At 58.4% G+C, this 12,563-nt stretch carries 11 protein-coding genes and 1 pseudogene; 1 reads left to right on the top strand and 11 read right to left on the bottom strand.

Translation table 11 applies throughout. The annotated features are described in order from the left end of the window. Positions 1-103 precede the first annotated feature (103 nt). The 10 genes and pseudogenes from FVF58_RS32570 to FVF58_RS32520 form a co-directional block, all read right to left on the bottom strand. Positions 104-1,081, bottom strand: coding sequence for a deazapurine DNA modification protein DpdA family protein (locus FVF58_RS32570; protein WP_246217258.1), 978 nt, complete (start codon positions 1,079-1,081; stop codon positions 104-106). Positions 1,082-1,232: 151 nt separating this feature from the next. Further along, positions 1,233-1,616 (bottom strand): hypothetical protein, encoded by a 384-nt coding sequence (locus tag FVF58_RS32565; protein WP_149673865.1) that lies wholly within the window; start codon positions 1,614-1,616, stop codon positions 1,233-1,235. A gap of 118 nt (positions 1,617-1,734) precedes the next feature. Then, a complete protein-coding gene (locus tag FVF58_RS32560) occupies positions 1,735-1,935 on the bottom strand; it encodes a hypothetical protein (RefSeq protein WP_149673864.1) in 201 nt (66 codons plus the stop codon). A gap of 184 nt (positions 1,936-2,119) precedes the next feature. Then, positions 2,120-3,730, bottom strand: a complete 1,611-nt coding sequence (locus FVF58_RS32555; RefSeq protein WP_149673863.1) for a type II secretory pathway protein — start codon at positions 3,728-3,730, stop codon at positions 2,120-2,122. A 4-nt stretch (positions 3,731-3,734) separates the two neighbouring features. Next, the gene (locus FVF58_RS32550; protein ID WP_149673862.1) at positions 3,735-4,352 is read right to left on the bottom strand and encodes a toxin co-regulated pilus biosynthesis Q family protein; all 618 of its coding nucleotides are present in this window, start codon (positions 4,350-4,352) and stop codon (positions 3,735-3,737) included. A 1-nt stretch (position 4,353) separates the two neighbouring features. Next, entirely contained in the window at positions 4,354-4,782 is a 429-nt protein-coding gene (locus FVF58_RS32545; protein WP_246217257.1) for a lytic transglycosylase domain-containing protein, read from the bottom strand. Further along, on the bottom strand, positions 4,782-6,059 hold the full coding sequence (locus FVF58_RS32540; RefSeq protein ID WP_149673861.1) for a TrbG/VirB9 family P-type conjugative transfer protein: 1,278 nt from the start codon (positions 6,057-6,059) through the stop codon (positions 4,782-4,784). The genes FVF58_RS32545 and FVF58_RS32540 overlap by 1 nt, the downstream gene beginning before the upstream one ends. Further along, positions 6,056-6,868 carry a transglycosylase SLT domain-containing protein gene (locus FVF58_RS32535; protein WP_149673860.1) on the bottom strand — a complete coding sequence of 271 codons (813 nt, stop codon included), beginning with the start codon at positions 6,866-6,868 and terminating at the stop codon, positions 6,056-6,058. Before FVF58_RS32535 ends, FVF58_RS32540 begins: the two co-directional genes overlap by 4 nt. After that, a pseudogene (locus tag FVF58_RS32530) lies at positions 6,861-8,069 on the bottom strand (TraB/TrbI/VirB10 family type IV secretion system protein); the annotation flags it as partial. The pseudogene FVF58_RS32530 and the gene FVF58_RS32535, both read right to left, overlap by 8 nt. Positions 8,070-8,262: 193 nt before the next feature. Next, positions 8,263-8,964 (bottom strand): VirB8 family type IV secretion system protein, encoded by a 702-nt coding sequence (locus FVF58_RS32520; protein ID WP_149673858.1) that lies wholly within the window; start codon positions 8,962-8,964, stop codon positions 8,263-8,265. Positions 8,965-9,385: 421 nt separating this feature from the next. On the opposite strand from FVF58_RS32520, the gene FVF58_RS32515 reads away from it, so the two are divergent. Next, positions 9,386-10,000 (top strand): hypothetical protein, encoded by a 615-nt coding sequence (locus FVF58_RS32515; protein WP_149673857.1) that lies wholly within the window; start codon positions 9,386-9,388, stop codon positions 9,998-10,000. Between the two features lie 678 nt (positions 10,001-10,678). Here the strand turns inward: FVF58_RS32515 and FVF58_RS32510 are convergent. After that, positions 10,679-12,085: a replication initiation protein gene (locus tag FVF58_RS32510; RefSeq protein WP_149673856.1), complete on the bottom strand. Its 1,407-nt coding sequence runs from the start codon at positions 12,083-12,085 to the stop codon at positions 10,679-10,681. Between the last annotated feature and the right edge of the window lie 478 nt (positions 12,086-12,563).

Raw genomic sequence — 12,563 nt, 5'->3', positions numbered from 1 at the left:
ACTCAGCGGGATGAAACCGCCGCCCATTCCCGACGTGTCAGGCGAAAAAAAGCCCGCGGTTCCGAAGAACACGCGGGCTGGTTAATGGGATACATATACTTATTCAAGAACTTAGCGCGAGCCGATATTGGTCCCCGGCCGCAGGTGATGCTTGACGTGTGGCAGTCCGCATCCATCGGTTCATCTCGCCAGCCCGATGCGCGATCGTGTTCGACATTCCAGCCTGTCGAGCCTTCACGCGTGCGCCGAAGTCGTAACTCATCGAATCAACTGACGCAACCCAGTCGTACATCTTCACGCGCCCGAGGCACGAACCCTTCACCCCGAACAGGTGCATCCGTGAACCGGGTGGAATCCGCCCTTCAAGCCCTTCGAGTATGGCAAACAGCCCATGTCGGGGATCGGTCAAATGCCGTCGGCATACGGACCCCAAGCCGATCAGGGCCGGTGCTGCGATCCACGGCATCCACCGTTCCCATACCGCGAGCATCAGATCAATGCTGCGACGATAGTCATCCAATGACCACCCCTGCGCGACAGGTACGGGGATGCGTATCGCGTTCTGTATCGCGTCGACACTCATCGTTTTGGCAAGCTGGTTCTGCCACTCGTACACGACCCGCAGCATGTGCTCCAGCAATGTAGCCGTTGCGCGGATGCGATAGTCGATCGCGTTCTGATCGCCGGCCACCTCCGGCTCACAACAGAGATCAGGTTGTGCCATCCACGCAGCACCGGAGAACGATGCAAGTTCGACGTATTGCTCCATGGTCCACGGGTAGATGCCGGCTATGCCCTTCTGTCTTCCCTTGGACTGGAAGAGCTTCGTCGCGGTAAAGCCAGCACTATCGAGAGCGAAATCAATTTCCGTTAGATCGGTTGCTTCCGGTATCCGGAAACGACCTGTCTTGGGGTTCCAGAACGCAGAAGCAGAAACCATCCCTGCATATTCTTCGTTGAAAGCATGAAAAGCCAGCTTGCCTCCGCTGTGTGGAATACCGACCCGCACCAGCAGGCCATCATTCACGTGGGCGTTGGTCTGGAAGGCGGGCATGCCAGATCCGCTTGATTCGAGAGTCATGAGCTATTCGATAAAAATGCGCGGAGCAGCCCGTTGCGGGCGTGCCCCGCAAGGGTAAGAGAAAGGCCAACCGGTTCAGGCGGCCAACGAAAAGAGGTCCATCTGCGGTGAGCAAACGGGAGTGGCTCCCGTAGTGGGTTGAAGAGTGGAGTCAGGCTTCCGCCACCGTCTGGATATGTTTCATCCATTCGGTAGCGGACTGGAGTCGTTGAACAAGCTCCATGACCTGCGCGTCAGTAGTGCGCGCTGCCTCGATATACGTGTCGTTGAGTATTGCGGCCTGGAGATAGAAGAGAAACGCCAATGCAGGCGGCCCATATTGCTCCACGACGGCGCCGAGCGATTCGACCTCATGAAGCAACTCGTTCATGAAGCGCGACGAAAGACCCGTGCGGCTCATCGAGACAATTGCTGCACAAGCGATATCGGCGCCCTGCCCCGGATCATCGGCCGGAATATCAGATGCTGAAATTGCGCCAGCGTCGACGAGTGCCCGCATGACATCGTCAAAAAAATCAGTGCATGAATAAGCCACGTCTGCTCCGGAATCAATTGGCGGGCAGACCTTCCCAGCCGGGAGGTTTGCCCGGTTGGGTGGATAGGAAAGGTGAAGCGGCGCGCCCCGGCTCTTTCGAGAAGGGGCGACTCCTTGCTCAAGAGCAGGACTTCGGATGCGTGGCCGCAAAGACCAGCACGCGGCCATCCTTGCAGAGTACGAAGTCGCCCTGCTCGCCTCGCGGCTGGTGGACGACAATCAACGGCTTCGGCTGCTCGACGTGTGCCTGCTGCTGAGTCGTGCAGGCGCACAGGGACGAGCTTCCGGCCGCTATCAGCAGCATCAGGAGATTTTCCATGGGATGTCTTTTCGAAAGATAGTGGCACCGCTCACGCGGCTTGCGATTCGAGAGGGATGCTCGCGCGCAGGGTCACCCAGCGACCATCGACCAGCACGTCACGCATAGGCGCGCCAGTCCAGACCGAAGACCAGGCGCGCATTTTTCTCGCGCGGCAGCGGATCGGTAATGTGCATGCGCGCGCTCACATCGACGGGACGACCGTGGCCGTCAGCATGATCACCTGGAAGGTCTTCGCCTTGTTCCAGAGTCCGGTGATACCAGCGATACCGCCATTCGTCGTGCTATTTGAGTTCTCTGTCATCGTGCCATAGAGCACCACTGTCTGGCCGTCCGAGAGCGCGATCGTCTGGTCATCCTTGCTGCCGATCGTGTGTGCCAGCTGGATCTGCTGCTGCGTCTGACCGGAACCGACCGAGGCGGACGTGAACGGACCGTTGAGCTTCGAACTGTCGGCCCAGTACGCGAGGACAATCTGGTTGTGATCGTTGACCGACGGCAGGATATTGACGAAGTCGCCCGTCGTCACTGTCCCGGGTGTGAGGCCGGGCACGCCACCGGATGTGGCCGTGAGGCTTCCCGCCGAAGGGGTGGTCGAGCGCAGATAGTCGTCGCTCTGGAACGACGCAATGGAAACCGGCAGTCCGTTGAGCGTCAGCTTCGTCTGGGTGTTGTCCTGAACCGTGCGGCCGTACTGGTTCAGCGCATTGATGACTGCGTTCGTACCGGAGAACGGCGCGTTTGGCTGCAGCACTGACAGGCCGACGGTGCCACCGCCGAACGACAGCGACGTGGGCGACGTGAAGCTGATCGCATACTTTGCGAGACCGCCCTGGATATAGTTGAACACCACATCAGCGTTCACGCCCGCCTGACTGCCGCTGTTCAGCGCAATCTGAAGCGTGCGGACGCGGAGCATCACCTGACGCGTCGAAACCGCGTTTTCCTGGGCGAGCAGCTTGCCCATGCGGTCTGCCGCCTCGCGCGTGTCGAAGACCATGACGAGACGGCTTTGCGGATTGACCGTCACACGGCCCATCGGCGAGCGCAGCTTGTCGAGCGCGTCCTTGATCGCCTGGATCTGGTCAAAGTCCCCTTCCCGTCCCGTCGACGTCTGGGCCGAGAAGGACCCTGTATTACCGCCTGACCCACCGGTACCGTTCGACTGATTGCCGGTCGACGTGTCCATCCCCTTCGACATCGTCGACTTGATCGACACCTTGCCGGGGATCGCGGCGATCTGGTACATGCGCGTGACGAAGCGCGTGATATTGATGGTCGTCCCATCGAAAGACCAGTCGAGGCCGAGGTCTTCCGTCATCCGGCTCAGATACTCGCCCGCCGATCCCGTAAAGACCTGGCCGTAGACCGGTATCTCCTCTCTCTTGCCATTGGCCGTCGTTGTGCCCTTTCCGTCTGACAACGCGCTCGGCACCAGTGAGGAGCGCGGGACGAACACATCCGGGCTCAGATGAACGGCATAACCGGTTGCGCCCGAGATGAGCGTCGAGATCTGCCTGATGTCGATGTTTGCGGGCATCGTCACCTTCTTCTCGCGGAACGTCGCAGGCAACGTCGCTTCATAGGCGACGGGAACCAGCCGGTCACCGAGGAATGCGGTCGGCACGTCTTCAACAAGCGCCATTGAGCCGGGCAGGTTTGCCATCGCGTCGCTGGCCGTGTGGTGAACCGAGTCATACGCCGAATTGATGTCGCCCTGGGATACGGCACAACCAGCGATGACTAGCGAGCACGCAGCGGCAAGGGCAATCTTGAGAATGGAAGCGTGGCGCATTGTCTTACTCCTGGCAATTCGCCGCGCGCGCGACAACGCGGATAACGTTGTTCGTGTGACGGCAGATGCGCGTAGGCACGCGCATGTGGTTGGTCGCTTGCATGACCTGTGTAAGGACGGACGTGAAGTCGCCCGAGAAGGTCGCGTTGAATTCGAGCGGTAGATCGTCATCAACCTTCCACGCCAGTTGCCAGCCCTGCGTCTGCAGCCACCGGTCAAGTGCATTGCGCAGGTTCAGGTCCTGCGGCGATACCGAAAGAGTCAGCACGCCAGCGGGCGTCGAGGGTGCGCCTGGAAGCACCACCGATGTGACGGCAATCGGCGTCGGGCCAGTCGTCGCAGCAGGAGCAACGGAGGCGGCGGAAGCGGCGGAAGCAACGGAGGCAGCGGACGCGGTTGCGCCGGGTGCCGTCGGTTCTACATGTGCAGTCCTGCCATTCGCACCAGCAGGGGTCGCAGCCGCGGAGAGGATCTGCCAACCGTCACCCGATGGCGGAACGACGCGAGACTGGTCCGGTTCAAGCGCCGCATGGGTCCAGCCCGATGCACCCGCCAGTGCCAGCGCGGCCAGCACACGCGCGATCACACGCATACGTTCGTTATGTTGGATGGTCAGATTCATGTTATTGGCCTTGCCGTTGCAGGCGTCGATAGATGGCGTTGGCGTAGATCAGCTGTTTCGGTGTCGAGACTGCGTTGTAGGCGCCGACGGCCTTCCATGTCGGTCCGAACCGTTTGATGTTCGAAGCGAGAATCCAGGTGCCGACATACGCGTTCACACAGGCATTGAAGAGGTGTTCGCGTCGGATGCCGTATCGGGCGAGCCTGGGCAACCACGATGAGTTGATCTGCATGAGGCCGATGTCTTCCGTCCCGTTGCTGTTCGCGTTCACGGCATTCGCGCGCATGCCCGACTCGTGCTGGGCGATGGCGCGCACCAGTTGCGTACTAACGTGCTGGTAGGCCGCCGCGTCATCGAGGCAGTCGGCAAGCGCGCTGTTTGCGCAGCAGAACGCGGCGACCGCGCCGGCGAGTGCGAAGGTCAGGTTCATCACGATTTCGCGACCGCCGTGGTTGTCGGTGCTGAGGGCGCAACGGGCGCCGGACGTTCGAAATATTTCACGTCGTGACGACGCGTCACATTCACGGTATTGCCGTCGGCCGTCACGATGAACTGTTCGGACGTTCCGTTGAACATGTAATAGCGGCCCTTCTGCTCGCCCGATCCGAGATGCCTCACATCGGCGACCGTCACCAGCACCACCGACTCGGCAAATTTGAAGTACGTATGTCCGTCGCGATCAAAAACGGCTTCGAGGTGCGTGGGACTCGCTTTGTCGAAGTCATAGACGGTGCCCGCCGATCGCCCGATCTCGACCGTCTTCGACCCATCCGACACGACGATCCGCTCAGCCCGATCCACTGTCATGACGTTCGTTGCCGCGTCCCACTTCGACTTAAGTGAGCGGCCCTCGGGGGTCTTGAAAGTCAGCTCGCTAACAGGCTTCGAAGTGAAGCGGATCTGCGTATGCGTGTCGTCGCCGTCACGAATTGCCTGCGCGCCGAAGTATTCCGCGAGCAACGAGGCCTTCAGTGGTGGCACGTCCGCCTTCGCCGCTACCTGCGCGATCGCGTCGGGTTGCGATTTTTCACCCGCCGCGTAATTGAGCGCACCAGACTTCGGCGCATCACGATGCAGACGGATATGGCGTGTGTCGAAGTCAACGTCGGCGTAAAGCCCGTTTTGCGTCATCAGGCGGTCGAGCGCCTGCATCCAGTTTTCACCTGCGCGCGTTGCGAAGGCACTGGCATCAGTCAGATCAACGTCCTTTTGTGCGGAGCCTGTCCAACCTTGCGGCGCCAGCGCTTTGACGATGCTGGCCACTGGCATGGTGGACTTCAGTACACGCACGGGTTCAAGGGCACCGTGCGTGCCAAGTAGCACCAGCCGGTTGGTAAAGCCATCGAACGTGGCGGGCTGATCGTCGCGCAGCGTCGCCAGAGGTCCGCGGCCACCAATGAACGAATTGGCTTTTGTCCAGCGTGCCGACGCCTGACGACCCGCGACGGTATAGGTGATCGTCTCGGGCGTGCCGTCGACAACGACATACGGGCCTTCAGAGTGACCGCCAGTTGCCGTGATGACCTGGCCGGCGCGCGGCTGGATATAGGTCTTCGATCCGTCGTTGAAAATCAGTTGTGGCCGTTCAGCAATACCGCCCGCGATCTCGTAGTCGAAGTCGAACGGGTCCGTATTCGCCGCATGCGAAGCCATAGTGCCGAACACAACAATACAGGCCAGAGCAATTCGGGAAACGGTGCGCTTCATAGACCTGCCTGAATCTGGTTGAGGTGTCGCGCGAAACGCGCGAGATACGCCTGGCCCGGGACGGGATTGGCGCTGTGGTAATACGCGATAGCCTTCGCGACCGAGTGCGTCTTGCTGTAGTTCTCGTTGAGAATGTCTTCAGCAACGCGAATGTTTGTCGACGGGCGAAGCGCATCCCACGCAGACGCAAAGCGCTGGGAGTGATAGCACCAGTTCACCTGCATCAAACCCACGTCGAAGTCACAACGGTGCGCGCCAATCAACGACTGGATGGCGCGAAATGCGTCATTGCGGGTTTTGAAGAACAGACCCTGCCCGGCGACATTCAGCGTCCACGGCCATGCCCGGCCGTTAAGCCCCGACTCGTTAAGGGCGATACTCGCGAGCACCTTCGGATCGACGCTCGAGTGCATGAGCTCAAAGGGTGTCACCGCGCTTGCGCATGCCCACCCGCCGCGCCCTTCTGTCATCGCGGCCTGTGCGTCGTCTCCAAGCTCGGACGGCTGAAGCCATCCCTGGCTTACCAGCAACTTTTCCAAAGGCGTATCGTGCGAATCGATTGCGACAGTAATCCCTGCGTCAGGCGTACTGCTGACCCGTTGTCCAACAAGGGGCGCGGCCCATGCCGTGAAAGCCTGCAGTCCGCAATAGAAAACCGGCTTTCCATCAAACGTCGCGACGTTGCGCGCACCGGCACTTTCGAGCACAAGGCTCGTTGGGCTGATGACGCGCTCGATGTTCGCGCTCGCGGCCACGCTGCAATGTGCGAAGACGGCAAGTGACAGGGAAAGGAAGACGCGCTTAGTCACCGCGATACGGCTCCATGTAGATATCGCGGTTGACCTTGATCATGAAGTGGCGCTCGCCCGGGCCTGTCGTAATCGTCGGCGGAATATTCTTGTAGCGGTCGAGAACGGACTGCGAGGTCTGCGCTGCGACCTGTCCGGCGGTCGTGCCAACCTGCGTGACACCGAGCGGGCCAGTGGTTGTCGACGAAGTGCCGCCTTTGTCGAAGGCACCCAGAAGGATCGCCGTGAGAAACGATGTACCGAAGATCTTCAGGAAGTGACTGTTGACGTCGCCCGAGAAGCCCGCAGCGCCATCGGCATCCGCGCCCTGCCCGCCGTAGAGCGGCACGTGCTTGCCATTGGGCAGGCGCATTTCGGTGGCGGCCACCAGGATGCTTTCCTGTCCTGGCTGGATATCGGAACTGTAGGGCGCGGTGATTGTCGTCCCTTTCGGGATCATCAGACAGTCGCCACGGATGCTGTCGTACACGTCTTTTTCAACGACGAGCGAAGCTGTGCCGGGGCGGTCTGAGTTGAGACCTTCGATCGAGAGCACCGGAATATGGTGCGGAGGCGAAAGCACGCAGCCATGCGCCTGACCTACAAAGCCCGTGCGAGCGAAATCCTGCCCGTTACCCGACTGGCTGGCGGCGCTCCTGATAAACGAAGAGTCCCGATCCTGCGTTGTCTGCCCGCCCACGCGCCCCGGCTGCTGGCCAATGCCTGCCGCGGCTAGAGCTGCCGCAGCCTGCGCGCCAGCCGACCCCATCGCAGCCTGCTGCGCAGCGCTCTGTTGCGCGGCAACCTGCTGCGGCGTGAGGATCCCTGGAATCTGCGCGACCTGCTGCGGTTGCTGATCCTTGACCTTCAAGCCGGCTCGGAAAATAGACGACGCATAGATGGCGTCATCATCTGACTTCGCCTTCAACTCGCGAACGTGATCATCGTTTTGAAAGTTGTCCGCAGTCAGCCCGGGCCTCGCGCCAGACATCGACGCCGCATGCGGCGCCGCGGCAGCGCGTGCTTCCGATGCCGCCATCTTGCGCGCGGCCGATTGCTGGTCCTCGATAAGCTTGTCAACGTCCTGCGTGCTGTTCGATTTGTCGACCACCTCCGCGGCCTTCGCCTTCTTCTGCAGCTTCGCTTCGTCTTCGATCCTGGCTGATTCTTTGACCTGGTAATAGAAACCCAGCGCCGCGATGACGACATGCGCGCATCGCCCGGCATCGTGATCGGATCAGTACCGGCGTTATACGGATTGACCGGACTCATCGGATCGCTGACGGCAGTCGCGAGATCGAACGAGGCGGCAGATACTGGAGTGCTGCCTTTCTTCGCGGCACATACGGGCTGACTGACAGCAGCCGCGCACACGATAGCGGCTGCCCACGAGACGAGCGTGCGGGAGTCGTTCATCATTGGGTTTTCTGTAGGGAGAACAGCGGGTAGAACACGCCGAACGCGTTCGCGCCGAGCGCGTCTTCAGACGTTGGGGGGACGATCTGGTATCGGAACGTCACCGCATACTTCTGAACGACGGGCTTGTCGGTCGGGGACTGAGTAGTGCTGGTGGTGAATTCAACAACGGCAGTCGAGTCTTCCAGCAGCGCGATGTTTGTTACCTTGACCTCACGCACGAGCTTGGGATTGAGCGTAATTGTCTGAAACGGCGCGTCACTCCTGATCCAGTCGCCAAACTGGTTACGCGCATTGCCAACCATCATCGCCTTGACCGCGTTGATGTTGCGGGCCATGCGCGATTTCTGGATGTCGTCGGTCAACACCGGCTCGATAGTCCACCAGCGCTCAACGGTTTCTTTAAGCGATGTGCGGATGGCCTGGTCGTCTGGCTTGTATGCAGTGAGTTGGGTCGTCACGGCGTGTCCGTTCACATCCGACGACACGCCGTACGCCTTCACTTCGGAGGGCGGAGGATTGCGCGTGTACACCGCCCCACCCGCGATAAACGCCAGGATGAAGCAGAATGTTTTCCAGTGATTGGCCTCGACACGCAGGCGCGCACCGTTATCGAAGATGATCTTTTCGGGATCGTCTTCCGAATAGCCACCAGGAGCGACGGCGAGGGCAATCTGTTTTTTGCTGCGGAAGAGACGCATGACGGTTGATCCAATTGGGCCGTATCAATTGAATCAGTCCGCATGGGATGCCAGTCATGCAAAAGGACCGCGATTTTTGCGTGCTTTCCAGGCAAGCGCATCGGCCATAAAAAAGCGTGTTGCCCCCGTCAACCGGTTGACGGGGTTAAGGCGGAATGGTGCGGCAAAACGTATAGCTTTTGAGGGAATTCGTGGCCTGAATCAGCGCTAGAATCTCGGCTGAAGCGTTTCGCAGTTTCACATTTTCATAGAGCCACGACTTCGGACTCTCTCTTATTGGTCAATAAGTTGCGACGAACGCCGCGGATTAAGACCGTCAACCGGTTGACGGTCCTATTGCAACAAGCGAAACAATAGCCCCACAAGTGGGGGGCTGAACACGTTATTTGTTGCAGATAATGTAACCTGGCTTCTTAGCTACTTGACATTGGCACCGGCCCAGGAAAATTCCAAAGTTGGAAATTTCAACTATTTCACCATTGGGTCAACAATGAGCCTTCAAACACCGCACCCTGTCGAGTGGCGCAAGCAAGCCCTTCAGCATCAAATGTTGTTGCGAGATCGGAAGGCATCTGCCCTCACCTACGGACGTTTTTATCAACGGTTGCTTGACGCGCGCGTATTTGCAACGCAGCTGGAGTTATCAATCGGGTTGTCCGTTTCGAAAGGTCATGTGTCCAAGGCGCTTAAGGCCGCTCGCCTTCCGCCCGAAGTTCTACGAGTGTTCGGACCCGAGCCCCGTGTCTCGTTTCGAGTGGTCGACGCCCTCACCGAACTCGTCGCAGTCATCGGAGTGAAAAGACTGACCACGCGCGCCGGACAACTTGGGGAACGCTCGGATTTGACTGTCACGCAGATTTTGGATTCATTGGTCCGTGGCGAGCCACCAAGCCATCTACCGCGATCGATCAAGATGTCTGTAGGGCGCGGCGGTAAGTATATTCGGATCGAGTCGCCCGATATCGTGAAAATGATTTCTCGCTTGCAAGAGCTAGAGACAGCTTTGAATCTCGCAGCGCGTATGGCCGGCCTCTAAGAATCTCGAGGGTGACGTTTTCCGCAAGGTCTAAAACCCCGCAGCCCAAGATGCCACTTGTCCGCGGGTACATCGGTTCAGGTCTGTCTGCGCAGGCGAAAGTGACCTTCCACTTTGCTACCGGTTCAGCCGCACAAGCTTGCGAGGGGCGATTTCTAACCCGTAGCGGAATTCTGCGAATGAACATTCCTCGTTTCAAGCGGCCGCAATCTTCGCCCGTAGCCACGCCGTGTACGCCGTTCTCCCCAAGGCATTTTTGAATGTTCCCGTTTCGTGCTGATACGTATTGCCCTTCCCCCTTGAGCCATATATTCGGCAGCGAACTGCTGCTTTTCGGCGAGCGCCAACGCATTGATCTTGGTCCGAGGTCCACCGCAGAACTAATGCCGAACATTGATGTTGACCAGTATCGTTTGCTGGCTCCCAAGAGAGACCACTGGCGATCGATTCAAAGGACTACGAACGAAATAAAAGGCAAAAAAGTCCCGTCTTCGCGTCGCCAACTAAACCTTTGCTGCAAGTGGGACGGAGGTCGTTACCGCCACGATGGATCCGGGGCTGCGAAGGAGTCGCGCTAGTCATTTTCGACGGTGATTCGTATGGGTGGCTGCGTGGAGGAGGTGACCGCATGTTCTAAGACCGTGAACTCCAACTACCGAAGGCTTATGCCAAAAGAGACTAATTCGACAGGACACCTGAGATCTTTTTTCTCTTCGCGAAGACATGTGTGCAAAACGAGTCCGCTACAACCCGATCCTCAGTGAGGATGTTCTGCGGACTCAGTTTGTCCCGTTTAAGCCCCTGCTTCTCGATCAATCGCTGTGGCATCAGGCTTCTCACAAAAGAGGTGAACAGTTCTCGTTGAGTGGCGGCGTCAGCAGCTTCAAAGAGCTCTCGGCCGATCTTGGCCTCGTTCGCAATTTTGGCCTTGGCGGCTTCGTTCTGGGCTTCAATGCTGGCATTGAGATTTGCTTGGGAGGCGTGACGCGAGCTAATTGTGTTCGTGCTGTCCTTCAGAAGAGTGGCCTTTACAGCTGCCATTTTCCTGTCGGCGTCACCGATTCGATAGTTCCCCATGAGCGCCTTCCATAGGTAGCCCTTGGGACTGGAGGTTATTTTTCCTTCGTTCAGTCGGTGTCGCGTGTATTCAACGGCCTGCATTAGTCGCTGGTCAGTCCACTCCGCCCGATTCTGTGCCAGGCGCTCAAATTCGGGCGGGCCGAAAGCAAACTCGTCGTGAAGGATGAGGTACATCGAATCGTCAATTCCCGCGCGCGCCGCGTCGGCTCCCTGCTTTTTCGTAAAACGAAAGCGGATCTTTAGCTTCTCCGGAGGTAGCCGATCGCCGTTAGCTTCCCAGCTAACATCGAAATCCGATACTTCGTTGAGCTGCGCGATGGCTGGCTCAAGAAATCGCTTCTTAAACTCCTTCACTTCCTTTCGAGACTCGCCGACCTTACCTGGCCACTCAAGGACGTCTTCGTATGCGAACCATTCGGTCACGCCCAAGCCTTCGCACGGAATCAACCGGTCGTAAATCGCTCTCGATAGCGAGAGCGAAAATGCAGTGGACGCCCGCAAGCTAAGCCAGTGCGCCTTGTAGGGGCTGATAAGGTACTTGATCACTCGCCCCGACAGCAAAATACAAACGAGATTGCGATCGATATAGCAGTCGCCCAGCAGGCTGATAGTTCCCCACGCATCCTTGTCCGTGAGCTCTTCGATCGAGGGCGCCGTCATGATTTCGACACGAGCCTTTGCAGCGGCTCTCATCTGGGCGATGAGGTGGCTGTGGTTTCGACTGTCGTAACGCATCAACCACTTGAAGTAGTTGATCTCGGCCGTGAAGGTATAAACCCTGTCATCTATGAGTTCGTCCGGTGCCTTTGCTGCAACCAAGAAGTAGGCAGCATCCAACACGCGGCGCGCGGCAATGCCGAGGCCGCCTACCCGAGTAAAGATGTTATTGCGCAGATAACCGATGTCTCGCGTCGCGTCGCTTATAGACGTGCCTTGGCCGGACATGTCCTCGTAGATGTCCAAGGCAAGCTGAAGCGGGGTAACGGGGAGTTTCTGGTTTTCCATTCAGGTCAATTCCTTGCCCGGCACTCTAGCAGGCACGCGAGGGGTGTCAACACAAAAACCACCCCCCTTTTGCCCGCAGGCCAACCGGCATACAAGCACTCCGCCGAAGCACGCCACACAAAAACCGCCCCATCAGCTCCCAACTTCCACCCCGCTCTGCACAATTTCCGCACCGAAGGTACCAATTTTCAACTGCTGCAACACAAAAACCGTCCTACTGATCACAAAAACCGTCCCTATTGAGAGGTTGGATCATTGATTGGAAAGGCTTTTTTGTAGCTTGTTTGTTAGTAGGTGGGTTTATTTGTTTAATAAACTTACAGACAATGTTGGACGAGCATTCGACATTGTCGCTTGTCCCAAAGAAACACGGTCCCTTAAGCTGTTGAATATTAACGATAAAAGCGGTCGGTGGAGGTGCGGCACAAAAACGCCGCCGGGGTGCTTTTTGTGTCGACATGCCGCTCCCTTGTTACGC

The sequence above is a fragment of the Paraburkholderia panacisoli genome (assembly GCF_008369935.1).
Classification (GTDB): Bacteria; Pseudomonadota; Gammaproteobacteria; order Burkholderiales; family Burkholderiaceae; genus Paraburkholderia; species Paraburkholderia panacisoli.
This window is presented reverse-complemented; position numbering and strand designations above follow the sequence as displayed.